The sequence below is a fragment of the Chryseobacterium glaciei genome, assembly GCF_001648155.1.
GTDB classification, from domain to species: Bacteria; Bacteroidota; Bacteroidia; order Flavobacteriales; family Weeksellaceae; genus Chryseobacterium; species Chryseobacterium glaciei.
Map to the genome: position 1 here is coordinate 1,234,527 of NZ_CP015199.1, position 24,516 is coordinate 1,259,042.

At 33.5% G+C, this 24,516-nt stretch carries 30 protein-coding genes and 1 pseudogene; 18 read left to right on the top strand and 13 right to left on the bottom strand.

Annotated features, from left to right (window positions below; translation table 11 throughout):
• Nucleotides 1–162: 162 nt before the first annotated feature.
• The 4 genes from A0O34_RS05435 to ruvX all read right to left on the bottom strand — a co-directional run bounded on the left by A0O34_RS05435 (nucleotide 163) and on the right by ruvX (nucleotide 2,805).
• On the bottom strand, nucleotides 163–906 hold the full coding sequence (locus A0O34_RS05435; protein ID WP_066752228.1) for a hypothetical protein: 744 nt from the start codon (nucleotides 904–906) through the stop codon (nucleotides 163–165).
• A 250-nt stretch (nucleotides 907–1,156) separates the two neighbouring features.
• Nucleotides 1,157–1,717, bottom strand: a complete 561-nt coding sequence (locus A0O34_RS05440) for a DUF5606 family protein (protein ID WP_066752230.1) — start codon at nucleotides 1,715–1,717, stop codon at nucleotides 1,157–1,159.
• 102 nt (nucleotides 1,718–1,819) lie between these two features.
• Nucleotides 1,820–2,392, bottom strand: coding sequence for a peptide deformylase (def, locus tag A0O34_RS05445; protein ID WP_066752232.1), 573 nt, complete (start codon nucleotides 2,390–2,392; stop codon nucleotides 1,820–1,822).
• Complete coding sequence (ruvX, locus tag A0O34_RS05450) at nucleotides 2,389–2,805, bottom strand: Holliday junction resolvase RuvX (protein ID WP_066752233.1); 417 nt, start codon at nucleotides 2,803–2,805, stop codon at nucleotides 2,389–2,391. The genes def and ruvX overlap by 4 nt, the downstream gene beginning before the upstream one ends.
• Before the next feature lie 113 nt (nucleotides 2,806–2,918).
• Between ruvX and A0O34_RS05455 the strand changes: the two genes are divergently transcribed.
• The gene (locus tag A0O34_RS05455; protein ID WP_066752235.1) at nucleotides 2,919–3,395 is read left to right on the top strand and encodes a SixA phosphatase family protein; all 477 of its coding nucleotides are present in this window, start codon (nucleotides 2,919–2,921) and stop codon (nucleotides 3,393–3,395) included.
• Nucleotides 3,376–4,266 (top strand): archaemetzincin, encoded by an 891-nt coding sequence (locus A0O34_RS05460; RefSeq protein WP_066759520.1) that lies wholly within the window; start codon nucleotides 3,376–3,378, stop codon nucleotides 4,264–4,266. The genes A0O34_RS05455 and A0O34_RS05460 overlap by 20 nt, the downstream gene beginning before the upstream one ends.
• 81 nt (nucleotides 4,267–4,347) lie before the next feature.
• Here A0O34_RS05460 and A0O34_RS05465 read toward each other — a convergent pair whose 3' ends face one another.
• On the bottom strand, nucleotides 4,348–5,889 hold the full coding sequence (locus A0O34_RS05465) for a serine hydrolase (protein ID WP_066752238.1): 1,542 nt from the start codon (nucleotides 5,887–5,889) through the stop codon (nucleotides 4,348–4,350).
• Nucleotides 5,890–5,986: 97 nt separating this feature from the next.
• Here A0O34_RS05465 and A0O34_RS05470 point away from each other — a divergent pair, with 97 nt between their 5' ends.
• From A0O34_RS05470 to A0O34_RS05495, 6 genes and pseudogenes are all read left to right on the top strand, one after another.
• Nucleotides 5,987–6,241 (top strand): hypothetical protein, encoded by a 255-nt coding sequence (locus A0O34_RS05470; protein ID WP_157885958.1) that lies wholly within the window; start codon nucleotides 5,987–5,989, stop codon nucleotides 6,239–6,241.
• A 185-nt stretch (nucleotides 6,242–6,426) separates the two neighbouring features.
• The gene (locus tag A0O34_RS05475; RefSeq protein ID WP_066752244.1) at nucleotides 6,427–6,924 is read left to right on the top strand and encodes a metallophosphoesterase family protein; all 498 of its coding nucleotides are present in this window, start codon (nucleotides 6,427–6,429) and stop codon (nucleotides 6,922–6,924) included.
• A 106-nt stretch (nucleotides 6,925–7,030) separates the two neighbouring features.
• On the top strand, nucleotides 7,031–7,525 hold the full coding sequence (locus A0O34_RS05480; RefSeq protein WP_066752247.1) for a Smr/MutS family protein: 495 nt from the start codon (nucleotides 7,031–7,033) through the stop codon (nucleotides 7,523–7,525).
• Nucleotides 7,526–7,543: 18 nt separating this feature from the next.
• Nucleotides 7,544–8,260 carry a DUF3822 family protein gene (locus A0O34_RS05485; RefSeq protein WP_066752249.1) on the top strand — a complete coding sequence of 239 codons (717 nt, stop codon included), beginning with the start codon at nucleotides 7,544–7,546 and terminating at the stop codon, nucleotides 8,258–8,260.
• Nucleotides 8,261–8,299: 39 nt separating this feature from the next.
• The gene (locus tag A0O34_RS05490) at nucleotides 8,300–8,599 is read left to right on the top strand and encodes a hypothetical protein (RefSeq protein WP_066752252.1); all 300 of its coding nucleotides are present in this window, start codon (nucleotides 8,300–8,302) and stop codon (nucleotides 8,597–8,599) included.
• Nucleotides 8,600–8,624: 25 nt separating this feature from the next.
• Nucleotides 8,625–9,215, top strand: a pseudogene (locus tag A0O34_RS05495) (RsmD family RNA methyltransferase); the annotation flags it as partial.
• Here the strand turns inward: A0O34_RS05495 and A0O34_RS05500 are convergent.
• A complete protein-coding gene (locus A0O34_RS05500; protein WP_066752258.1) occupies nucleotides 9,212–9,559 on the bottom strand; it encodes a winged helix-turn-helix transcriptional regulator in 348 nt (115 codons plus the stop codon). The pseudogene A0O34_RS05495 and the gene A0O34_RS05500 sit on opposite strands and share 4 nt — an antisense overlap.
• An 82-nt stretch (nucleotides 9,560–9,641) precedes the next feature.
• On the opposite strand from A0O34_RS05500, the gene A0O34_RS05505 reads away from it, so the two are divergent.
• Entirely contained in the window at nucleotides 9,642–10,241 is a 600-nt protein-coding gene (locus A0O34_RS05505) for a nitroreductase family protein (protein WP_066752261.1), read from the top strand.
• A 213-nt stretch (nucleotides 10,242–10,454) separates the two neighbouring features.
• Here A0O34_RS05505 and murI read toward each other — a convergent pair whose 3' ends face one another.
• The 5 genes from murI to A0O34_RS05530 form a co-directional block, all read right to left on the bottom strand.
• Entirely contained in the window at nucleotides 10,455–11,285 is an 831-nt protein-coding gene (gene murI / locus A0O34_RS05510; protein ID WP_066752264.1) for a glutamate racemase, read from the bottom strand.
• A gap of 108 nt (nucleotides 11,286–11,393) precedes the next feature.
• Complete coding sequence (hemW, locus tag A0O34_RS05515; protein WP_082891102.1) at nucleotides 11,394–12,518, bottom strand: radical SAM family heme chaperone HemW; 1,125 nt, start codon at nucleotides 12,516–12,518, stop codon at nucleotides 11,394–11,396.
• Between the two features lie 50 nt (nucleotides 12,519–12,568).
• Nucleotides 12,569–13,519, bottom strand: a complete 951-nt coding sequence (locus A0O34_RS05520; protein WP_066752270.1) for a PorP/SprF family type IX secretion system membrane protein — start codon at nucleotides 13,517–13,519, stop codon at nucleotides 12,569–12,571.
• Nucleotides 13,520–13,570: 51 nt separating this feature from the next.
• Nucleotides 13,571–14,644, bottom strand: coding sequence for an RluA family pseudouridine synthase (locus A0O34_RS05525; protein ID WP_169816836.1), 1,074 nt, complete (start codon nucleotides 14,642–14,644; stop codon nucleotides 13,571–13,573).
• Between the two features lie 72 nt (nucleotides 14,645–14,716).
• A complete protein-coding gene (locus tag A0O34_RS05530) occupies nucleotides 14,717–15,796 on the bottom strand; it encodes a PASTA domain-containing protein (protein WP_066752273.1) in 1,080 nt (359 codons plus the stop codon).
• A gap of 156 nt (nucleotides 15,797–15,952) precedes the next feature.
• Here A0O34_RS05530 and A0O34_RS05535 point away from each other — a divergent pair, with 156 nt between their 5' ends.
• The 4 genes from A0O34_RS05535 (at nucleotide 15,953) to A0O34_RS05550 (ending at nucleotide 18,565) form a co-directional block, all read left to right on the top strand.
• Complete coding sequence (locus A0O34_RS05535; RefSeq protein WP_066759522.1) at nucleotides 15,953–16,945, top strand: D-alanine--D-alanine ligase; 993 nt, start codon at nucleotides 15,953–15,955, stop codon at nucleotides 16,943–16,945.
• An 81-nt stretch (nucleotides 16,946–17,026) separates the two neighbouring features.
• Complete coding sequence (gene coaD, locus A0O34_RS05540) at nucleotides 17,027–17,491, top strand: pantetheine-phosphate adenylyltransferase (protein ID WP_066752277.1); 465 nt, start codon at nucleotides 17,027–17,029, stop codon at nucleotides 17,489–17,491.
• A gap of 36 nt (nucleotides 17,492–17,527) precedes the next feature.
• Nucleotides 17,528–17,890 carry a four helix bundle protein gene (locus A0O34_RS05545; RefSeq protein ID WP_082891103.1) on the top strand — a complete coding sequence of 121 codons (363 nt, stop codon included), beginning with the start codon at nucleotides 17,528–17,530 and terminating at the stop codon, nucleotides 17,888–17,890.
• Between the two features lie 42 nt (nucleotides 17,891–17,932).
• Nucleotides 17,933–18,565 (top strand): trimeric intracellular cation channel family protein, encoded by a 633-nt coding sequence (locus A0O34_RS05550; RefSeq protein WP_066752284.1) that lies wholly within the window; start codon nucleotides 17,933–17,935, stop codon nucleotides 18,563–18,565.
• Nucleotides 18,566–18,771: 206 nt separating this feature from the next.
• Here A0O34_RS05550 and A0O34_RS05555 read toward each other — a convergent pair whose 3' ends face one another.
• Both A0O34_RS05555 and A0O34_RS05560 read right to left on the bottom strand, forming a co-directional pair.
• The gene (locus A0O34_RS05555) at nucleotides 18,772–19,338 is read right to left on the bottom strand and encodes a hypothetical protein (RefSeq protein WP_066752287.1); all 567 of its coding nucleotides are present in this window, start codon (nucleotides 19,336–19,338) and stop codon (nucleotides 18,772–18,774) included.
• 75 nt (nucleotides 19,339–19,413) lie between these two features.
• Nucleotides 19,414–19,908 carry a dihydrofolate reductase gene (locus A0O34_RS05560; protein WP_066752289.1) on the bottom strand — a complete coding sequence of 165 codons (495 nt, stop codon included), beginning with the start codon at nucleotides 19,906–19,908 and terminating at the stop codon, nucleotides 19,414–19,416.
• 76 nt (nucleotides 19,909–19,984) lie between these two features.
• Here A0O34_RS05560 and A0O34_RS05565 point away from each other — a divergent pair, with 76 nt between their 5' ends.
• The 5 genes from A0O34_RS05565 (at nucleotide 19,985) to A0O34_RS05585 (ending at nucleotide 24,513) form a co-directional block, all read left to right on the top strand.
• On the top strand, nucleotides 19,985–20,593 hold the full coding sequence (locus A0O34_RS05565) for a LemA family protein (protein WP_066752292.1): 609 nt from the start codon (nucleotides 19,985–19,987) through the stop codon (nucleotides 20,591–20,593).
• Nucleotides 20,593–21,021, top strand: a complete 429-nt coding sequence (locus A0O34_RS05570) for a TPM domain-containing protein (protein WP_185097275.1) — start codon at nucleotides 20,593–20,595, stop codon at nucleotides 21,019–21,021. Before A0O34_RS05565 ends, A0O34_RS05570 begins: the two co-directional genes overlap by 1 nt.
• Complete coding sequence (locus A0O34_RS05575; protein ID WP_066752297.1) at nucleotides 21,002–21,808, top strand: TPM domain-containing protein; 807 nt, start codon at nucleotides 21,002–21,004, stop codon at nucleotides 21,806–21,808. Before A0O34_RS05570 ends, A0O34_RS05575 begins: the two co-directional genes overlap by 20 nt.
• Nucleotides 21,809–22,102: 294 nt before the next feature.
• Nucleotides 22,103–22,624: an NAD(P)H-dependent oxidoreductase gene (locus A0O34_RS05580; protein ID WP_066752300.1), complete on the top strand. Its 522-nt coding sequence runs from the start codon at nucleotides 22,103–22,105 to the stop codon at nucleotides 22,622–22,624.
• Between the two features lie 5 nt (nucleotides 22,625–22,629).
• The gene (locus A0O34_RS05585) at nucleotides 22,630–24,513 is read left to right on the top strand and encodes a monovalent cation:proton antiporter-2 (CPA2) family protein (RefSeq protein ID WP_066752302.1); all 1,884 of its coding nucleotides are present in this window, start codon (nucleotides 22,630–22,632) and stop codon (nucleotides 24,511–24,513) included.
• Nucleotides 24,514–24,516 lie beyond the last annotated feature (3 nt).

A 24,516-nucleotide genomic window follows, 5' to 3' on the forward strand; every position in this document is an offset into this window, starting at 1 on the left:
CTACTGTTCTTAAACTTGTATAAAATGCAGTTAAGTATGTGCAACTAAAATATTATGGTAAAAATAAAATTAACAAATTTCAAAAAAATTATTAAAAACAGAAAATCCGTCCCACTTTTTATCGTTGTGAGACGGATTCTTTATTTTTTCAAGTAAATTAATCTATTGTTGAGAACTTGACGCCCAAACAACATTATTATTTCTGTCATAAATCACAAGATTTCCATCATCCTGTACACTCAATCTGCTTGCTCCAGTGTTGCTTGTATTTGATTTCCAAACAGCTTTACTGTATGAATCATAAACAACAAGATTTCCATCATTTTGAAATTCAGCACGTCCACCTTTATTATTGGTATCGGATGACCAAATTGGTGTACCGTTACTTCTAGATAATACTAAGTTTCCGTCTGCCTGGAAAGATAGATAATATCTTGAGTTAGGTGAATAAGTTTTATTTCCTGAGCGGAATGTATGTCCTAAATTAATATTTCCACTTCTTTGTCCGCTTGAACCATTATTTCCCCCATTTGTAGATGCCCACAAAGGATTATTATTGTTATAAATCACCAAATTTCCATCATCCTGAATAGTAAGTTTATTTCCACCACGGTCAGCAGTGTTTGTGCTAAAAACAGCACGGTTTCTTAAACCATACACCACTAAATTACCATCATCCTGAAATATTGCACTACTGCCTCTATTCGCCGTTTTAGACTCCCACACAGGAGTGCCTGATCTTCTGTAAAAAACCAAATTTCCATCGTTTTGAAATTGAAGATAAAACTGTTGATTGTCCGACCAATATTTTCTGTCTTGTTGTAAAGACTGCCCGTTTCGTATATTTTGCGCGTTTATAAGTAAACCGAAGAATATGCCTATTAATGCTAATAAATTTTTACTCATTTTAATTTATTTTAATGGTTTGTAGCTTTCTAAAAGTATGCCAAACAGTAGCGAAATTTTCATCTAAATATAATAATTTAATACTAAATAATTTAATTCCTGAATAAATGTATCAACCAAAAATCATAATGTCAAGAATTTATAAAAAGAAAAAACAGTAAAGACTTGAAAATCTTTACTGTTTTTTTATCAACTTTATTTGGTTAATCCTGCATTACTCTTGCAGGATTGGTTAATTCAAATGAATGAATTACCCCATTTTTCTGTGTGTACTTTTTGTAGCTGCTTTTGCTCCAGAAGAAGCTTTCGCTTTTGGTGCTGCAGGTTTATCAGCCTTTGGAGCTGCTTTTTTAGGAGCTTCCTTATCTGTTAGAGTTACTTCACCTGTTACAGGATCTAAAGTTTCAGGTTCAGCTTTTACAAAACTTTCAGGAGTAATGTATCCCGCTTTGTGTAAAATGTTGTACCATTGAGCCAATTTCTTAATATCAGAAGCATAAACTCTTTCTGTATCGTAGTTAGGAAGAGATACTCCCATGAAATCCTTCAACTCAGCATCAGTAGATTTGTGAGAAATAGTTTCTTTATAATCTTGGTTTTTAGCAATATTTTCAAATACTTCAAACAAAGGAACTTCCTTATCAAATGTAAACATCGCAATATTATCAAGCAAACTTACTTGACTAGAGTTTCCAATGCTTACTTTCTTTTTTGTAGTAACATCTTCAATAATAAAACCGTTTCTTAATTGAGAAACTAATTTGTAAAGTCCTGGTTTTCCAGAGATTGAAATTATTTTTTCTAACAGCATAATTTTATTTTTTTTAAATGTAGCAATCGGCTTTTACACTTCGACAAGCTTGGTGTGGCAGCTTTTTGCAGTTTATTATTTTTTTACTTAATTATTCTCTACCTATTTTGGAAATCTCATTTTATAGCTGATACTTACATCACCCTGAGAAATCTTTGTTAATTTACCTTTTACCAATTTCTTCTTCAAAGAGCTTAAATGGTCGGTAAACAGCGTTCCTTCAATATGATCATATTCATGTTGAATTACGCGGGCTCTAATATCGGAAAAAGTTTCCGTATGCTTAACGAAATTTTCGTCATAATATTCTATAAGGATATTACTTTTTCTCTTAACGTCCTCTCTTACGTCCGGAATAGAAAGACATCCTTCATTAAATTTCCATTCTTCTCCGGATTCTTCAAGAATTTTGGCATTGATGAAAACTTTCTTAAAGTTTACCAATTCATCCTTAATATCCTCATAATCATCATCATCTGCTAATGGAGAAACATCTATGATAAATAAACGGATATCCAGACCAATTTGCGGTGCTGCCAATCCTATGCCATTTGCACTGTTCATCGTGTCAAACATGTTGTCTATCAATTCTTGTAATTCGGGATAATTCTTGTCTATATCTTTGCCTACTTTTCTCAAAACAGGATCCCCAAAGGCTCTTATCGGTAAAATCATCTTGTTCTTTGTTCTAAAAAATTCTGCAATATGATGGTTGCACTTACTTTATCTATTAATCCTTTTTCCTGTCTCTGTTTTTTGCTTTTCCCACTTTGAGAAATAAAAAACGAAGCCATTTTGGACGTAAATCTTTCATCTAAACGATGAACGGGTATATCTGAAAATTCTTTTTTAAAATTTTCTATAAATTTTAGAATATCAGTTTCTATCTCGGAAATATTTCCTTTCAAATCTGTAGGAAGCCCTACAACGATGTCATCTACTCTGTTTTCAGTGAAATATTTTTTTAAAAATTCCATTAAAACTGGAGTTTGTACAGTGTCTAGACCACTCGCAATGATCTGCATGTCATCTGTCGCCGCAATACCGCAGCGAGCCTTTCCATAGTCTATTGCAAGGATCTGTCCCATAAGTTTGCAAATTTAGTAAATTTTAATGATTTTATTCATCACGTAGTTTTTTTTATAAATCATGTTTCATTCCATTATTTTTTTTATAATTTTAATCTTCCAAAAACGAAATTATGAAGAAACTCATCCTTGTAAGACATGCAAAAAGCGACTGGCCTGAAGACACAGAGGATTTCGACAGACCTCTGGCAGACAAAGGGTTAGAGGATGCTATGAATATGTCCAGATTTTTAAAATCAAATAAAGTTTCGATCGATTATCTGGTATCGAGCCCGGCGGTTCGTGCTTTGAATACGTGCAAAATTTTCAATCAAGCTTATCAGATCAAAATTATGACTGATGAAAAACTGTATAATCCATCGGAAAGAAATTTTGAATCTGTAATTTATGACTTGAATAACGATCATGATTCCGTAGCAATTTTCTCACATAATAATGGGATTTCTAACTTTGCGAATTCCATTTCTGACGATATTTTTCATTTTCCGACTTGCGGTGTTGCAGGTTTTGAAATCGACTGCAATTCGTGGTCAGAATTCGATGGCGCGAATAAGAAATTATTATTTTTTTATGAACCTGGGAAAATTTAATTTCATTTTTAAAACCTTTTTCTTATCAATCTTAATATTCTTTTTTTCGTGTGAAAAGAAGGAAAAGACTTATTTTGAAACCATTTCATTAAATGATGTGAGGCTTTCTGCTCCACAACAAGGTGAATGGAGATATGATCGAAATGAAAAATTTCAAACTTTTGGTGATTTTCAGAAAATGGAAAAAATTAAACCAGAAGCTGGAAAAAATACTATTTATTTACAACCGATTGGAGAATTCAACGATTTACAGAAGAAAGAGATTCAACTTACTCAAGAATATCTAAAAATTTATTTTCAGCTTGAAACCAAAGTTTTACCCACCTTATCTAATACTATTTTTCCAAAATCTGTAAGAAGAATATTTAAAAATGGACAAGAACAAATTCTCGCAGGATATGTTTTGGATAGTATTTTAATTAAAAGAAAACCAAAAGATGCAGTTGTATTCATGGGAATAACAGAAAGAGACCTTTTTCCGAAAGCTGAATGGAACTATGTTTTTGGAATGGCATCCTATCAAGATGGCGTTGGCGTTACTTCAATGTACCGATTTGCTGATGGAAATTTAACTGAATTAAATTTTATTAAAAGTCTCGAAAGGCTTATGAAAATCAGTTCCCATGAAATCGGGCATATGTTTGGAATCAGCCATTGTCTGAATGCCAATTGTGTCATGAATGGAACAAATCATCTTCCTGAAACCGATTCTCATTTCGCGAGAGCCTGTTCGCTTTGCCAGCAAAAACTGAATTCAAGTATTAAATATGATAATAAGAAACGATTGCTTGAATTAAAAACATTCTTTGAAAAACAGCACTTAAAATCTGAACTGACAAGAACTGAACAGGATTTGAAATTGTTAAAATAAGTTTAGGCTAAAGCCAATATTAGGCTGCAAAACAAAAAAACGGACTAAAGTCCGTTCTTATTGATAATAAATATTCTGTTTTTATTTTCTCTTCAAATCCAGATCCTCAAAATCGAAGCTGAAATCGGTAACGTCCGAAATAGGTTTCAACTTTGCAGACTGCGCTTTTCCGTTTTCATCATAATTAAAAATAATGTAAGAATCAGCGTCATAGCTTCTGTCATCCCATTTTATAATAAAAGAATTATTTGAATATGGAAGCAGTTCACCTTTTAATCTAGGAGAATTTTTGCATGAAATTCTATAATTATTTCCTTGCTGAGAAATTTCTACATCTCCAAACCAAACATCATTATAGCTTCCTACAAACTGCTCTGCTTTTGGTTGAAGATTTTTATCTTTTTTAAATGACTCAGATTTTGCAAAAGCTTCTTTCTTTTGTTTTTCATAAACGGCTTCATTTTTTGCCATTCTTTCACCGTAAGTTTTAAGCCAATTTCGGTCTGCAACACCTAAATAAGAATCTTTTACCGTATTGGTTATTGTATTGAAAGCCGCTCCAGACTGTTGATTAGTCAAGACTACAATTCCTAGTTTCAGATCTGGAATTAAAGTAAATTGAGTTACCGTTCCAATCAATCCACCTGTATGTTGAACTTGCTTATGACCTTTAACATCGCTTAAAAACCAACCCATTCCGTAACCGTAAAAGCTTGTATCATAAGGATTTTTCGGAGCTATTTTATCCGGAATCTGTAAACTCCAAAGCTGTTGAACATTTTTATCTGAAACTAATTTTTTCCCGTCTTTTGTAGTGAAATTATTTAATAAAAATTCTGCCCAAGTCGTCATGTCCTTAATGTTGCTCATAATTCCACCTGCAGCGTTGGCTGTTTCGTTCCAGTCGTGAGGAACTGCGATCGCTTTTCCGTCTACAGGAGCGTGAGCATCAATTTTATTGGTTACGGCTTTTGCTCTGTTATAACTTCCAACACTTGAAGTCATGCCAATAGGTTTCATAATTCTCTGTTCGATAAAATCTGCCCAGCTTAATCCTGAAACTCGGTGAATCACTTCTCCGGCAACGATAAACATGATATTATTATAATCTAAAGTCGTTCTGAAAGGGTTTTCAGGTTGAAGATATCTTACGTTATGAACAATGTCATTCACCGTTAAATTTCCGCCTTCAGGAAAAAACATCAAATCACCTTGCCCCAACCCTAATCCAGCTCTGTGCGTCACTAAATCCTTAATTGTAACATTTTGAGAAACATAAGGATCATACATTTGAAATTCTGGGATATATTTTGAAACTTTATCGTCCCAGCTCAGTTTCCCTTCATCCGCCAAAATCGCTAATGCTGTACACGTAAAACCTTTTGAATTGGAAGCAATTCCCACCAAAGTATTGTCGTCCATTGGCTGTTTTGTTGTTAAAGAACGTACCCCAAACCCTTTTGAATAGATTAGTTTACCATCTTTAATAACTCCGACAGACATTCCGGGAACATCAAAGGTTTTTAAGGTATTCTGGATCAATTCGTCCAGTTTTTTTTCTTCAACCTGCGCAAAAGACATCAGAGAAAGAAAAATAAAGAACAAAGAAAAGTTATGCTTCATTATTTTAAAATTTTCTCAAATTTAGTAAATATTGGATGATACTAATTTTGTAATCAATGAAAGTTTCTTTATTTTGGTTTAAATGTTTTTAATTCAAATGAAAAAATCGGTTTATATTTTATTATTACTATTCACTGTTATTTTCATTAACTCTCAAAGTAAGGTTGATAATCCTTTTCTTTTACAAAATTGGAAATTAAAGAGAATAGATACCATTACCTATATCTTTGAAAAGCAAGAACATCTTGATAAAAAAAGAATAAGTTTTAAGTTTAAGAAGAATGGAAAAATTATAGGAAATTTAACACCGATGACCTGTATAGTAGGAGAAGATATAAGTAAAGTAAAATAAAATTTAAAAGAACAGTCGGAACCTGGAAAAAAATTTCTGATACAATGATAGAAATAAAATTCCCTTATTCTACCGCCATAACTGGCTGGAATATTATTAAAACGGTAAATGAAAATGAGTTAGTAATAAGAAGAAACATCAGATTAAATAAAAAATAAATCTTCTAACTTTGCAAAAAAGTTTTAATGACCAAGATTCTCCTCCTTTCCGACTCTCATTCCTACATTGATGACCGAATTTTAGAATATGCCCGACAAGCTGACGAAATTTGGCATTGCGGGGATTTTGGCAGTTTCGAAATCATTGAAGAACTTGAAAAAATTAAACCTTTAAAAGGCGTTTACGGAAATATTGACAATGCTAAAATCCGTTCTGAATTTCCTGAAGTAAACCGATTTTTTTGTGAAAATCTGGAAGTTTTAATGATCCATATCGGAGGTTATCCCGGAAAGTATACACCTTTAGCTAAAGAAGAAATTGCAGAAAAAGCTCCGAAATTATTTATTTCAGGGCATTCTCATATCTTAAAGGCGATGTATGACAAAAAAAATAATCTTCTTCACCTTAATCCCGGAGCTTGTGGAAAACAAGGCTGGCATAAAATGAGAACAATGATGCGTTTTGTGGTCGATGGTGAAGAAATAAAAGATTTGGAGGTTATTGAATTGGGATCAAAAACTTGATTTTTTAAACACGAATATCACTAATACTTTCACAAATCTCACTATTTAAATTTGTTGAAATTCGTGATATTATTTGTGTCTTTTGTGTTTGTATTTAAAAATTATTATGAAGATAGGCGATAAAGTTTCTGTGGTAGACGAAGATTTAGGTGGAATTGTGACTTCCGTTCATGGAAAAACTGTGGTTTTTAAAGATGAATATGGATTCACTTATCAATATCCACAAGAGAAATTAGTTCCGAAAAATGCTGATCTTTATGAAAATATTAAAGTTGTAAGAAAACCCGAAGCCAAGAAAATTATTTCAAAAAAACATCAGAATAATGCTTTGGTTTTAGACTTACATTTTCATAATTTAGTTAAAAATCCTAATGATTATGATAGTTTTGAAAGATTGTTTATTCAAAAGGAAAAGCTATTACAAACCATTACTTTTTGCAGAAAAAATAATTTAAAAAGATTGGAAATCGTTCATGGAATTGGTGATGGCATTCTGCAGAGAATGGTTTTCGATGTTTTGGAAAGCCAAAGTAATCTCGATTTTTACAATAAAGATATACTTCATCATCAATCGGGTGCGGTAATGGTAGAATTTCACTAAATTTGCAACAATTGTAATATGAACGTACTTAATTTACTTTTTACCAAAGACGGATTGATCTACCAAATAGCTAAGAATAAAAGCATTTTGGAGGAAAAATCTTATTTCGTGACAGAGGAAACTCCGGAAAATTTCATTGCTGATCAACTGGATGATATTCTCATAAAACAAAGATTTGACGAAATTCATGTAATCTCGTCACTGAACCATTTTACCCTAATGCCTGAAGGATTTTCAGAGCATGATGCAGGCTTTGAGCTGATTGCTTTCAACGCTCCTGTAGACAAGGAAAACGAAGAACTGATGCTTTCTGTGAATAAAAAATTCAAGGTTCAGTTTTATTATACTTTTCCGAAAACTTTTTACAAGAAAATAAAAGAATTGGCGATTCCGGTTCATTTTAATTTTTCAGGAGAGAAATTTTTAAATTCGATCAACAATAAAAATAATAAAGAAATTCACATCAATTTATATCATAATCAGTGTGAGTTTTTTGCCATTGACAATAAAAAAATCATCTTATACAATAATCTGGATGTAAATTCGGAAGTAGATTTTCTTTATTTTGTAATGTTTACTTTAAGCAAAATCGGTTTTGGAATCAATGAAACCAGCTTTTTTGCTTACGGAGAAACCACTGAGAATGAAACCTTTATTTCAGAATTACAGAAATTTGTAAAGAATCTGAAAATTGTATTTGATAATATTCCTAATAAGAATTTTATACTTGTATAGTCTAATTTCATATTTCAACTAAAAACTTTAACCATTATCATGAAAAAATTTATTCTTTATCTTGTAATAACTACATGCAGTTTTGTTATTACTTCTTGTGGCTCGACTAATATCAGTCATCAAAAAGACGGTCTGTCATATGAAACAGCAGTCAAAGCAAAAAGTGTAAAGGATGAATATTTATTTATAGGACAAAACTGTAATGATTGCAAAGTAAAATCACAATCATTAACTGAACACAACGGGAAACCCTTTGATGTAATAACTGTAGAAAAAACTGACGGAACAACATTAAAATATTATTTTGATATAAAATCTTTTTATGGAAAATTTTATTAAAAAATAAAACAACAACTCAACTAAAAAAATGTACAGAATAATATCCGGCCGATGGAAAGCCAAAAAAATAGCAGCTCCAAAGAATTTTGATGTAAGACCGACGACGGATTTTGCAAAGGAAGCTTTGTTCAGTATCATAGAAAATACGTATGATATGCAGTCGATCTCCGTGCTGGATCTTTTCGCAGGAATCGGTTCTATCACGTTTGAATTTGCTTCGAGAGGCTGCAAAGACGTAACGTCTGTAGAAATGAATCCAAAACACACTTCTTTCCTTAATTCGACCGCTGCAGAACTTGATATGTCTGTGCAGGTAAGCGTTCAGAGAGGAGATGCTTTTGATTGGTTAAAAAAATTCAGAAATAAAAAATCTTTTGAGATCGTTTTTTCTGATGCACCATTCGAGATGGAAGAAAAAAAATACTACGAACTGCTTTCTTTAGTGTTAAATAATAAATATTTAAAAGAAAATGGTGTTCTGATTGTTGAACATCAAAGTAGATTGAAATTCGATCATCCCAACTTTTTAGAAACCAGAAAATACGGAAACGTGAGTTTCAGTTTTTTTAAACCGAATACTGTAGAAACATTAGAAATAGATAACCAGGAAATTTAATTCTTGGTTATTTTTTTTGAAATTTCTACGGCATCCTGTCCCCATTTTGTAATTTCATTCAGAACAGGAAGCAATGTTTTTCCAAAATCCGTTAATGAATATTCTACCATCAAAGGTGGCTTTTCTGTGAAAACTTTTCTGTCGATGATATTATCTTCTTCTAATTGTTTTAATTGAAGGCTTAACGTTCTTTCCGTTATTGTCGGGATTAATTTTCTTAATTCGTTATATCTTTTTGCTCCATCAATTAAATAAAACAAAATTACCGCTTTCCATTTTCCGCCTATAAACCTCATTGTGACGCTGGTGCAGCAAGGATATGGCTTGTTATCTACTGTGTACATTTATACTATCATTTTTTACCGTTATTGCAAAGTTAATAAACTTAAATTAATTTTGTAACTATAAAAATGATAGTATAAAATTATGAACTTTTTAAACAAAATGAAAACGAGGTATACCGTAAAAAAATACAATCCTCAAGGAATAATAAGTGAAGAACAAATAGCTCAATTGAAAGAAATTTTACATCTCAGTCCATCTTCCATCAACAGCCAGCCATGGAATTTTGTGTTTGTAAATAATCTTGAAATCAAAACTGAATTGGCAGAAGCTTCTTATTTTAACAAAGAGAAAATTGTAGACAGCAATCAATTAGTTGTATTTCAGGTGATCAAAAACGTTAAAGATTTTGAAGAGCAGATTGAGGAAAATCTTCCCGAAGGTTCTATTAATTATTACAAAAACTTTGTAAAACCAAAAGGTGAAGAAGCCATAAAATCATGGCTTGGACATCAGGTTTATCTGTCTCTGGGAGTTTTTCTTTCTGCTTGTGCTGATATGGGAATTGATTCCACACCGATGGAAGGAATTGAAACAGATAAATACAACGAGATTTTGAAAAATGAAGCCTATGAAACTTTGTTTGCAGTAGTAATCGGTGAGAAATCCGAAGAAGACAGCAATCAGCCGAGCCATACTCCGAAAAAGAGATTGGAAAGTAAAAAGGTGATTTTGGAAATTTAATTTATTTAAACGCAAAGATTATACAACTTATCGAAAATTTTAAGGAAGCAAAGAATGGCGACAAGTCGCTTATGAAGCTAGCTTAATAGATCAATTGGAAATTGATTAATTCTTTGCTCACTCAAAACTATACTTTAGATAATAAATCTTTGCGTTAAAAAAGCTTTATAAAACAAAGAAAAAAGCTGTTTCAATGCGAAGCAGCTTTTATTTTCATAATACTTTTAGTTCTAAATCGATGGTCTTACCAAAGAACTTTTTAGAGATCTTCTCAAAATTCTTGGTAATATCTGAGAGATAAAAATAATAATTAGGCTTAGAATTCCCCTCATTCAGAAGGTTATATTTATCTAAAATGATCTTTAAATGATTGGCAACAATATTTGGAGAATCAATTACACGAACGCGGTTTCCGTAATATTGTTTGATCTCATCAATCAACAAAGGATAATGAGTACATCCTAAAATAAGCGTTTCAATATTTTTTAATTTACTATTGCTTAAATAATTATAAATAATTGCATGTGTGATCGGATGATTTTTAAACCCTTCTTCAATAGCCGGAACTAATAAAGGTGTTGCCAATTCATCAACTTTGATCCACTTGTTATGCTTTCTAATGCTTTTTTTATACAAGCCTGAATTCACCGTTGCTTTTGTAGCAATAACTCCAACATTGTTATGAATTTCGTACGAAACTTTTTCTGCAACAGGATTTATTACATCAATCACAGGAACTTTTCCGGCAACAGATTGCATCACTTCATTTAAAGCATTCGCAGTTGCCGTATTACAGGCAATTACAATCGCTTTGCAATTTTGAGCCAACAAAAAGTTGGTGATCTTTGTAGAATATTCGATGATCGCTTCCTTTGATTTTTCACCATACGGAAGATGTTTTGTATCTCCGAAATAAATCAGATCTTCGTTAGGAAGAAGCCTTTTTATTTCTTTAGCAACCGTTAATCCTCCAACCCCGCTATCAAAAATTCCGATAGGCTGTTTTGCTGAAAGATGCGAGTAATTTACTTTTTTAGTTTTCAAGTGATCTGAAATTTTATACAAAAATAGTGAAATTGTTGAATGCTGAATGCTGGATGCCGGAAGTTTTTCACAAACAACTCTTCCAACTTCATGCTTCTGACTTCCAAGCTAAACCATAAACAAATCCGAAGCAATTCCATCCGCCATAAACCAATGCTTTTCAGGAATTTTAAGATGATTGTTTTCAACTACTAAAATACCGTCAGAAACTTTAGATTTAATATCATTTTGGAATGTATCTAAAATCTGATTTGAGAATTTATTATTCAAACTTTCAAGATCTACGCCCCAAATTGTTCTTAAACCAATCATGATCATTTCATTAAACTGATCTTCCTGAGACAGAATTTCTGTTTCTTTAGCTAAAATATTTGAATTTAATTTCTTAATATATTGTTGATTATTGGCAATATTCCAACTTCTGATATCATGACCGTTGTAAGAATGTGCAGATGGCCCGATTCCCAAGTACTCTTTATACTTCCAATACGCAGAATTATGCCTTGAATAAAAGCCGGGTTTTGCAAAATTGGACACTTCATAATGATCAAAACCATTATCTTTTAGGAAATCTGAGAGGTAATAAAACTCTTCATTCTGTTCTTCTTCCTTAGGATTAGCTACTTTTCCTTTCGAGATCCAGTTTTCCAACGCTGTTTTTGGCTCAACAGTTAGCGCATAAGAAGAAATATGGGGAACTTCTAAAGCGATTGTTTTGTTTAAATTTTCTTTCCAGATGGCAAGATTGGAGGTTGGCGAACCGTAAATTAGATCAATACTTAAGTTTTCAAAGCCAAAATCCTGAGCTCTTTTGATAGAACTTTCGGCTTCGGAAGCGTTATGTGCTCGGTTCATCAGCTTTAAATCTTCCTCAAAAAAGCTTTGAGTTCCGATCGACAATCGATTAATATGAGAATTTGATAGTCCTTTTAAAAAGTTTTTATCTAAATCATCTGGGTTGGCTTCCAAAGTTATCTCAATGTCTTTTTCAAAACTGAAATGTTTTAACACCTCATCGATCATAGAATTGATCTCATCAACAGAGAGAATAGAAGGTGTTCCACCACCAAAGTAAAGGGAATGCAGGTTTTTATTCTGCAGTTCATCTTTTCTTAAAAAGATTTCTTTCTTCATCACAGCAATCATTTCATCCTTAAAATTTAAAGATGTTGAAAAATGAAAGTTGCAATAGCTGCATTTTTGCTTACAGAACGGGATGTGAATATAAATCATAAAAAAAGCTCTGAAAAAATCAGAGCTCAAATTTATTTAAATTAAATTGATTAATATCTATAACCTCTATGATTAATGAAGTTATCAAAGTTATAACCTAGACCGATCATGAAGCTGTTTCCTCCATATTCCTGAATATCAGATAATCCAAGGTTGTAACTTGCTCCTATCATAAATTTGTTAAATCTTACTTTAACGATTGGAGAAATACTTAATTGTTGGCTATCGAATCTATTCTGAACAGATCTATAGTTAACTCCAAAAGAGAATGAATTGATATCGTTGAAGAACGTTGCTATCAAGTTATAATCAATTGTTCTTGTAGAGTTTGTATTAAGGTTGATTAATGCAGATGGTGTTACATACATGTTGTCTGCAAAATGCCAGTCATATCCTAAGTTTAAGAAGAATTTGATTGGAGAAGGCTCACGACCATTGATGATAGACTCATCATTTGTTAACGCGATATCATTTACAGAAACGCCTGCAAAGATATTGTGATAGGTAGCCGCTACCCCAAAGTTGGCATAAGCCATGAAGATATTACTCTCACTACCCTGTAATAAAGGGTCAGACGCATCTTCAGTATTAATTTTTGAGTAATCAAAATTCATATTATAGAAGCTTACGCTTGTACCGAAAGAGAATTGATCTTTTCTTTCTCCTTCACTGCTAAGAGGAATGAAATATGAAGCACCAGCTGTAATACCCCCAGCCGAGATAGGTCCATTACTATCTCTAAAAACAGAAATACCAGCACCTACTCTATCAAAGATATTCGCGTTGATCCCCACAGACTGTACGTTTGGAGACTCGCTAAACTTTGAAAATTGCTGTTGGTAGTTAAGATTAAGCTGAACATAGTCCGTTTTACCGTATTGTGCAGGGTTGAACAGGAACTCACCATCCAAAAGATATTGTTGATAGTATGGTAATGTTTCTTGTGCTTTATATGCATTTGACAAAAGAGCCAAACACACGATAGCATATAGTTTTCTCATAACAAATCTTGATTTCAATTCAACAAATATAAAAAAATTCTCAATATATTTTTAGTTTTCTAAATAATTTCTCCATTTTTTTACGGCATCCGTCATATCTTGGGGCATTGGGCTCTCAAAATACAATTCCTTTTTAGTAGTTGGATGAATAAATCCTAAAGTGTGGGCATGAAGCGCATGTCTGGGCAAAACCTCGAATACGTTTTTTATAAAATGCTTATACTTAGGTAGGTTAACCCCTCTCAAAGGTGTATGACCCTCATATCTTTCGTCATTAAAGAGCGTATGACCGATATGTTTGAAGTGCGCTCTTATCTGATGGGTTCTTCCGGTCTCTAATTTGCATTCCACCCAAGTCATATACTTAAATCTTTCAAGGACTTTATAATGGGTTACAGCATGTTTTCCGTGGCTTCCGTCTACATAGGTATGCATTTGCATTCTATTTTTAGGATGTCTTCCGATGTGTCCGGTTATTGTTCCTTCATCATCCTTCACATTTCCCCACACAAAAGCCCAGTATAATCTTTTTGTTTTTCTTTCAAAAAATTGCTTGGCAAGGAAACTTAAAGCATATTCATTTTTGGCAATAACCAATAATCCTGAAGTATCTTTATCAATTCTATGAACCAGTCCTACTCTGTCGAGATCAGATTTTTCATTATTTTGTTCGAAATGATAGGCAAGTGCATTTACTAAAGTTCCGTCCCAGTTTCCGAATCCGGGGTGAACAACCATTCCAGGATTTTTATCTACAACCACAAGATCATCATCCTCATAAATAATATTAATAGGAATATTTTGAGGAACAATAACATTTAGCCTTGGAGGATGTGCCAGCAATACAGAAACCTGATCTCCCGGCTTTACACGATAGTTTTGTTTTACGGGTAATCCGTTTACGACAACATTTCCGGCTCTGCAAGTTTGTGAGATTTTATTTCGTGAAGAATTCTGACGATAGATTAATAGAAATTTATCTATTCTTAATGGTTCTTGCTTTTTATCAACAGTGAGATTAAGATGCTCATACAGCCCGCTATTTTCCTCATCACTATCAATAGAATCGATACTGTTGGAATCTAATAATTCTTCATCTAAAAAATCTTCGTTATCTTCTGTCATTGTTTTATTTTTTTACACAAAAGGCCTCAACATTATGAAAGTTGAAGCCTTAATTTTTATAATAAGTAGGTATTATTCTACGACTACTTTTTTAGCTTTCGGCTTTTGAGCAGGTTGCTGTGTTGCGCCTGTAGCCGGTGTTTTATTATTACTTCCTGTATTCGCATTAGAACTTGCAGAAGTTTTTGGTTTATTTTCAGTTGTAGAAGTGGCCGGTTTTGTTGTTGCCGGTTTAGGTTCTGCCTTCACAGGTTCCGTTCTTTGTACTGGTGCCGGAGCAACAGGTACAGGTTCCGGAGCTGACTGATAATTCGGAACTTCTTCGTAACGTACAGGAGGTAATGATGTATCAACCTTCATACGGTATATCGAATTTAACTGTTCTATTTTAGCACTTAATTCTGCCGGAGTTTTCTTACTCGCCCAGAGATCCATCTGCATTCCCTGATCCCTGACATCTCCCGAAGCAGGATCCTGATAATAAATAATATCAGATTCGTCTTTGCTTCCGTCTTCATGTTCTACAAGACCAACTTCAAACATACTTCTTGCAATAACTCCTCTTGCTTCTTTCACGGTTAACCCTACCACATTTGGTATTGAGATATTTCTCATAGGTCCTGAACCTACGACAACATCAATCGTTGAGAATCTAGGAATCAATGTTCCAGGTTTTACTGCATTTCCTTTGAATAATACTCGAATAATAGCATCTTTTTGAATACTTGGTTCAAAAATAGTATCTCCAACCTTTAATCCAACCTGAGTTATTCTCTGGAAGGCTAATCCTGAATATTTATTGATAACATCAGGAATTGCAACAGGTGCCCAAGTTCTAGGATTTACTCTCAATTCAATTGCTCTACCGTCTTTTACACGAGAGCCCGCAAACGGAGACATTTTAAGAACCTGAAAAGCTCTATATTTAGGATCATATGTAGCACTGTCTACAGAATATTCTAAGCCTGCGTCCTCTAATATCTTAACAGCATCATATACAGATTTATTGACAACATTTGGAACCGGAGTTTCCTGACCATGTTTCGTATGGTATTCTAACCAACGAAACGTAAGCCACACCAACCCAACAAAAACTGCGATGGCTACTAATAAGTTCAGTAAAACTTTCCAATTGAAAAGTGATTTAAGCATACTTAAAAAGACTTTAATTATAACGGCAAATATAATTAATAATTTTAGAAAGTCCTTTTTATTTAACACAATTCATTTTTGATTTCAAATTTTCCGAATTTCCCTTATTGCATTGTATAAAATCATTAAATTTGCCCTAATTGATACTATATGGTTATGAGCAAAAAAACTGTTGCCGTAGTTATGGGAGGCTATTCCGACGAATATGTTGTCTCCCTGAAAAGCGGTCAATTAATTTATGATTCTTTAGACAGAGACCTCTACGATGTATATAAAGTAGTTATTCTTAAAGATGAGTGGTATTTTTTAGGTGAAAATGATAAAAAATATGCCATCAACAAAGGTGACTTCTCCGTAACATTAGATAATAATGAGCAGCTAAAATTTGATGTTTGCTTTAATATTATCCATGGAACTCCGGGCGAAAATGGAATTTTACAAGCGTATTGGGACGCCATCGGACAGACTTATACAGGCTGTGATTTTTACCAAAGTGCTTTAACATTTAATAAAAAAGATACGTTAGCGGTATTGTCTAAATATGGAATTCCTTCTGCGAAAAGTGTTTATTTAAGAAAAGGAGAAGATATTAATGTAGATAAGATCATTCATGAATTGGGACTTCCTGTTTTTGTTAAGCCTAATCAGTCCGGCTCTTCTCTAGGAATTTCTAAAGTGAAAGAAAAGTCTGAATTAATTGCAGCAACCGAGATTGCTTTTAAAGAAGATGATGAAATTTTAATTGAAAGTTTCTTAGACGGAATGGAAGTTTCTGTAGGCGTAATTGATTTTAAGGGTGAAACCATCGTTTTGGGAATTACAGAAATTGTTCCACAAAATGAATTTTTCGATTATGAAGCTAAATACGAAGGTGCTTCCGAAGAAATTACTCCTGCAAGAATTAATGCCGAAACGACAAAAAGAGTCGAAGAAATCTCAAAAAGAGCGTACGATTCTCTTGGGATGAGCGGCTTTTCGCGTAGTGAGTTTATTTTGATGGACGGTATTCCTTATATGTTGGAAATGAATACAAATCCAGGGTTTTCTCCGGCAAGTATTCTTCCTCAGCAGGCAAAAATCTACGGAATTTCTATCACAGATCTTTGTGGAAATGAAGTTGAAAAAGCATTAAATAAAAATAGAAATTAGAGGTTAGATAATAGAGATTAGAAATTTATAACGATTTTTCACCTCTTAATTGATAACTCATAACTTATAATTTAATTACGCATGAAAATTGCTGTTTTTCCGGGATCTTTTGATCCTATCACCTTAGGACACTATGATATTATAGAAAGAGCGGCTCCGCTTTTTGATAAATTAATCATTGCCATCGGACAGAATTCTCAAAAGAAATATATGTTTCCGTTGGAAAAAAGAATGGAATTCATCCAAAATTCCGTTTCCGAATTTCCAAACGTTGAAGTAGATTATTTTGAAGGCTTAACGGTTGACTTTTGCTTTGAAAAAAATGCTCAGTACATTCTTCGAGGATTAAGAAACCCTGCGGATTTTGAATTTGAAAAAGCAATTGCTCATACCAACAGAACTTTGGCTCATAAAAAATTGGAAACCGTTTTCTTATTAACTTCATCAGGAAAATCTTTCATCAGCAGTAGCATTGTGAGGGAAATTATCAATCATGGAGGAGAATATGAATTACTAGTTCCCGATGCAGTAAGAGTAAAATTATAAGTAATGGGTAATTGGTAATCAGTAATATTTACAATCATGGATTTTAATCAAAAATTTAGAGATAGAACTAAAAACTTCTCTATTTCTATAATTAAATCTTTATCATCATTACCATATTCTGACGGTCTTTCAATAATTAGAAAGCAAATAATAAGATCTGCAACCTCTGTAGCTGCAAATTACAGAGCCGTTGCAAGAGCTAGATCTGAAAAAGAAAGGTTTGCTAAAATCTGTATTGTAGTTGAAGAAATTGATGAAACTCAACTTTGGTTAGAAATTATTGAAGAAATGAGATATTTAGATTCTGAAAATATTTTACATTTAAAATCAGAATGTGAAGAACTTGTAAAAGTAATGACAACTTATAAATTTAAATTATCTCAAAATAAAACAGCATAATATTATTACTCATTACCAATTACTCATTACCTATATTAAAATATGCACGAACAGTTCAATTTTGCCATAGAAGTACTCGGAACGATTTCCTTTTCGATGTCGGGAAGTTTTGCAGCGATGCAAAAACGTCTTGATCCATTCGGTGTGCTTATTATTGCCTTCGTAACTTCGGTTGGAGGCGGAACTGTGAGAGATTTATTATTAGACATTCCGGTTTTCTGGATGCACGATCTTTTGACTTGTGCTGTGATTATCATTACAAGTATTTTTTCAATGATATTTAAATCTTTGGAGAAAAATTTTAAGGTTACTCTATTTATTTTTGATAGTTTCGGATTGGGATTGTTTACCATAATCGGAGTTCAGAAAGGTTTGAATGCGGATATCCATCCTTTAATATGTATCGGACTTGGAACAATTACCGGCTGTTTCGGAGGTATAATTCGGGACATTTTGCTGAATAGAATTCCATTGATCTTTAGAAAAGAAATTTATGCTACAGCTTGTATTGTCGGAGGTTCTGCATTTTTATTAATGACAAAATTCACGAATCTTTCTTATACTTTTATTCAGATTTTCACCATTTTATTAATTGTAGGCATCAGAACGTTAGCTGTAAAATATCATTGGCAAATTCCCAAATTTTATGGGCATGATCATAGTTCGGAAATGTAATTGCGTACTAAAACCATTAAGATTTTAATTAAGAAGTGAAGAATATTAAGAAATTCATTTCTCAAAATGAAAGAACAGCGCAAGCGGAGCGAGCGTCAAAGCAGATAGTATTAGTGATGTCACGAAACATATTAAAATCAATTATTCAAAATAATAAATGCACTTGAAAAAATCAAGTGCATTTATATTTATAAGCAAATTCTCAATTAGAATTTCCCTCTTTGTCTCATATGAGGATTGTGAATGTGTTTTTGCATTGTAGGCATTTTCAACTGATCTTTCATCATTTTGATCTGATCCGTCATCATTCCTGCAGTGTCCAATCTTTTCGCTTCTTCCAATAGCTTTTGACCTTCCTGTTTTCTACCTTTTGAGATCGCTCCAGCAGCAAGATTTAATGTTGCCATTGCTCTGTCGTGTTTCATGTTTAAACCATATTCCAATGCTTTTTTCATTAAAGGTTCCACTTTTGTAGGGTGGTCCTGAGCTAATGTCAAACCTTGTAAATAATGGAAATATCCATACTGAGATTTGTGAAGCTGACTCTGATAATTGGTAATACCAGTTAAATAGTTTGCTGCTTTCTGCATATTCTGTTTTCTTAATTGCCAGAATGCCAAAAGGATATATTCATTTTTAAGGAAAAGAAAAATAGGCAATGCCGCCAGAAGAAATATTACAATTCCCCATCCTAAACTTCTTGTAAAGATCATCAGATAAAGACCTGATATAATAAGAAGAGCTGCAATTACAATTTTTATGTACTTATTCATTATTAAAATTTAGAAGTGCAAAGATAAATAATTTAGAGGTTAGAAGCTAGAAGTTAGAGCCTAGAATTTCTATAACTATTCACTCTTAATTTTCTCAAATGTCTGAAAATAGAAATCATATTGATTTTTTTCATCTTTTTCATGAAATACTTCTTCTGTTTTTTTCCAAACCTTAGCATCAATTTTAGGGAAATAAGTATCGGCTTCCAAATCGGCTTTCACTAGAGTAACTTCTAATTTATCTGCCAAATCTATCGTTTGCTCATAAATATTTCCGCCACCGATGATGAAAACATTTTCATCAATTTTCTTAGCGAATTTTACAGCTTCTTTAATGCTTCCAACAATTAAAATCCCTTCTTCAAACCAGTTTTTCTTTTTTGAAATAACAATATTAGTACGATTAGGAAGAGGTTTCCCGATACTTTCATATGTTTTTCTTCCCATAATAATTGGATGTTCCGAGGTAAGATCCTTAAAATGTTTTAAATCTTTTGGAAGATGCCAAAGCAACTGATTATTAAAACCAATCTCATTCTTCTCTCCCATTGCCACCACTATTGTTGTCATTAAAATAATTTTCTGCAAAATTAGCACATAATTTGTATATTTGGTTAGCACAAAAAATATTTAAAAAAATTAAACTATGAAAAATAAAGGTTGCCTGAGCGCCGGAACGATCGGTATTGCTCTTCTTATTATTGTTGCTGTTCTATTCTTTTGGGGAAAGAGCGGGTATAATAACTTCGTTACCAAAGAACAAACGGTAAATACAAAATGGTCTAACGTGGAGACTGTGTATCAAAAAAGAGCCAATCTTATCCCGAATCTGGAGAGAACAGTAAAATCGTATTCAAAATTTGAGCAGGAAACATTAACGAAAGTTGTTGAAGCACGTTCTAAAGCGACTTCTATCAACATCGACCCTACGAATATGACTGAAGCTGATATGGCTAAATTCCAAGCAGCACAAGGAGAATTATCCGGATCATTAAGCAGATTGATGGCCGTTGTAGAGTCTTATCCAAACTTAAAGGCAGATCAACAATATATCAATTTCCAAAGAGAATATACTGCGATTGAAAACAGTATCAGATCTGAAACGGTTTACTATAATGAATCGGCTCAGGATTACAATACTTCGATCAAAACTTTCCCAAATAATATTTTGGCGAATTTTACCAACTTTAAAGAAAAACCTTACTTCAAAGCTGAAGCAGGAGCTCAAAAAGCACCAGACGCATTCAAAGAATAATGGGTAATTTCTTAACAGATCAGCAAATAGCTTCCCTCGTGGAAGCTATTCAATCAGCAGAGAAACATTCTACAGGCGAGATTAGAGTGCATATAGACTCTACAACCGAAGATCAGAATGCAAAAACGGCATTTGAAGTTTTCAAAAAGCTTTGTCAGAATAAAACTGTCGAGAGGAATGCTGTGCTTTTTCATGTCAATTTCGAAAAAAAATATCTTACCATTATTGGCGATGTTGGAATTCATGATAAAGTATATCAATCTTTTTGGGATCATCTGCACGATTATATTACGTCTGAATTTGCGAAAGGAAATTATCACAAGGCATTAAAAAGTGCCATTCTGGAAACAGGTATTGAGTTAAAAAAACATTTTCCCGTAAAAGGAGAAAACCCCAACCAACTTTCTAATGAGATTACGTTCTCTTAAAATAGTATTTTTATTTTTATTGATTTGCTTTTACAGTTTTGTATCAGCACAATATACTATTCCTGCAAAGCCTGCGGTTTTGTATCCTGTTTTTGATGAAGCCAATATCCTTAGTCAACAGGAAAAGGATCAGCTTAATAACAAACTAATTAAGTTCGCAGATTCTACCTCAACAGAGATTGAAGTTATTATTATTCGTTCTTCAAAAGGAGAAGATGTGAATTTTCTGGCGACAATGTTTGGCGAAAAATGGGGAATCGGAAAAAAAGGTGTTGACAATGGTGTAGTTTTCTTAATTGCAACAGAAGATCACACGATGTCTATCCAGCAAGGAAGAGCGGTTGAACAATATTTAACAGCATCAGTTGCCGGACAGATCTTAGATTATATTGTTACTCCCAATTTCAAACAAGGACAATGGTATGAAGGTATCAATCGTGGTACCTCAGCTATTATGGAAGCTGTGCAGGGGGAATTTAAACCTGCTGCTCCAGAAAGTGGCGGAAGTGGAAGTACTTTAAAAATACTGCTCATTGCATTTGTTATCTTTATTATTCTCATCATTTTATTCGGAAATAAAGGTGGCGGAAGAGGCGGAAACAATGACGATGATGACGTAATTCTCTCCAGAAGAGGTCGCAGCAATTATCCGGGTGGATTCTTTCCTTTCCCGGGAAGTTTTGGAGGAGGTGGCTTTGGTGGTGGAAGTTCCGGCGGAGGCGGCGGTTTTGGAGGCTTCGGCGGTGGCGGAAGTTTTGGAGGCGGTGGCGCTTCGGGTGGTTGGTAAATTAAAAATATCTTTAAACACAATATAGGATCGGTCATTATTTGGCCGATTTTTTTATTTTTAAATTAATTTTAAAAGTTTCAACAGGCTCAACGTAACATCGCTAATACTATCTGCTTTGACGCTCGCTTCGCTCGCACCATTTATCTTTTTATTTAAAATTCTAAAAACGAGACGTTTCTTTGTCTTATTTTAACATTAAATTCAATTTTACATATCGAAAAGTTAATAAAATCACTATAAAAACTTCTTTTATTCAATATTTTTTCATTATATTTACTGAAAACAGGTTTTATGAAGAAGACGTTGGTAGTTTTTGCGCATCCTTATTTAGAGCACTCAAACTCAAATGTAGAGCTCATTAATTTCTATGTTCGTCACCAACATTTTACCCTTAGAGATCTTTACGAAGAATATCCTGATTTTCACATTGCAGCTTTCAGAGAAAGAAAACGACTGAAAAATTATGATCGTTTTATTTTCCAATTCCCTATTATTTGGTTCGGAATTCCACCTTTATTAAGATTATGGGTTGATGAAGTTTTCGATCGCGATTGGCTGAAAGAAGGCGAGAACAATCCACTCGAAGGCAAAGAAGTTTACATCCTCGTAACCACAGGCGGAAAAGAAAGATCTTTTACCAAAACCGGAACTTATAAATATACAATTGATGAACTCATCAGCGGTTTGATCGTTTCCTTAAATGTTTTCAAAGCTGATATTAAAAACATCAAAATCGTTTACGAAGCCAATAAACTCTCAAAAAAAGAGATCATTTTACATAAAAAAGAATTTGTAGAACTCCTGAATCAATAAAAAATATGGAATCCAGTTTAGCAATGAACACATTAATTTTCTTAGGCGTTGCCATCATTATGGTTCCGCTGGCTAGGAAATTGGGGTTAAGCTCTGTGATCGGCTATATTTTTGGAGGAATTATCATCGGTCCGTACGTTCTCAGATTGACCGGAAAAGATGTTAATGGCATCATGCACGCCAGTGAATTTGGCGTAATTATGCTTTTATTTTTGGTTGGATTGGAACTGGAACCCAGAAAATTCTGGGAAATGCGAAAGAAAATAGTCGGTTTGGGGCTCACACAAATGTTACTTACCATTTCCTTATTATTTCTAGTTTTCATAAGTGTGGGTTGGAGAATTGATAAAGCGATCTCCATTGCGATGTGTTTTGCACTGTCTTCCACAGCTATTGTTTTACAGACCTTACAGGAAAAAAATAACCTGAAGACTCTGGCGGGTGAAGCATCATTTTCTACCCTGCTATTTCAGGATATTGCGGTAATTCCAATTTTGGCAATTTTACCGATTATTGCCAATTATAAAGCAAGACACAACGATAATGAAGTCCAGATCTTAATTCAGAAACTTCCGGAATGGCTGCAGGCCGGAACAGTAATTCTAGGTGTTGTAATTTTGATTTTATTAGGTAGATATGTTTTCGTTCCATTTTTAAGATATGTTTCAAAATCAGGAATGACAGAATTATTAACTGCCTCTTCCCTATTTTTAGTAATCGGCGTTTCAGAATTAATGGTTGCGATTGGGTTATCTCCCGCATTAGGCGCTTTCCTTGCAGGGGTGATGCTGGCGAACAGCGAATTTCGCCATGAATTGGAAGCTCAGATCGATCCTTTCAAAGGGTTATTGCTTGCCGTCTTTTTCGTGAGTGTAGGTTCTACGATGAATTTTAATATTATTCAACAAGATCCGCTTTTCATTTTCAGTACGGTTTTTGCGGTTTTAGCAGTGAAATTTTTAGTTTTATACGCTATTGGAAAATTTTTCAAAATAGATACTCCTCAAACTTTATTTTATGCTTTTGCACTTTCTCAGGTTGGAGAATTTGCTTTTGTTTTAATTAATTATGCTTCAAATTTATATCTTTTAAGTCCGGAACTTAATGCACAAATGATGGCTGTGACGGCAATTACGATGTGTATTACGCCATTTCTTTTAATTATTAATGATAAATTTCTCACTCCAAAATTTATCAAAGAAATTCCTGAGGAAGAAAGTGCTTTTAATATTCTGGACAATGATATTACTCAAAAAAAGATCATCATTGTTGGGTTTGGGCACTTTGGAAGTACCGTTGGTCGATTATTGAAGGCCAATAAAGTTACGGCAACCGTTTTGGACAGAGATTCTGACCGTGTGAAACTTCTGAGAAGTTATGGTTTTAAAGTATATTACGGTGACGCCACAAGAATTCCGATTTTAAGAGCGGCAGGAATTGAAGACGCCGAAGTTTTGGTTTTATGTCTTGATGATGCTGATGATAACAAATTCATTGCAGATCTCGTACGTGAGCATTATCCGGACGTGAAAATTTTTGTCCGAGCAAAAAACAGAATTGACGCCTACACTTATCTTAATAACGGGATTGATAATATTTACCGCGAAACATTAGGAACTGCCGTTGACATGGCCGTTGATGTTCTTCACGAAACAGGAATGAGAAAATATGCTGCAAGACGTCTCGGACAGAGATTTATGGCGATCGATAAAGCGTCTATCAGAAGGTTAGCCAAAGCAAAAGAGGATGATGAAATTCTTCTTTTCACCACAAAAGAAATCCTCCAGCGAGAGGAGGAATTATTGGCTTTTGATAATCTTAATTTTGATAACAAAAACTGGGAAGGCTCCTCATCCACAGATGATGAAGATGAAGAACCTCTTGTTTAATTT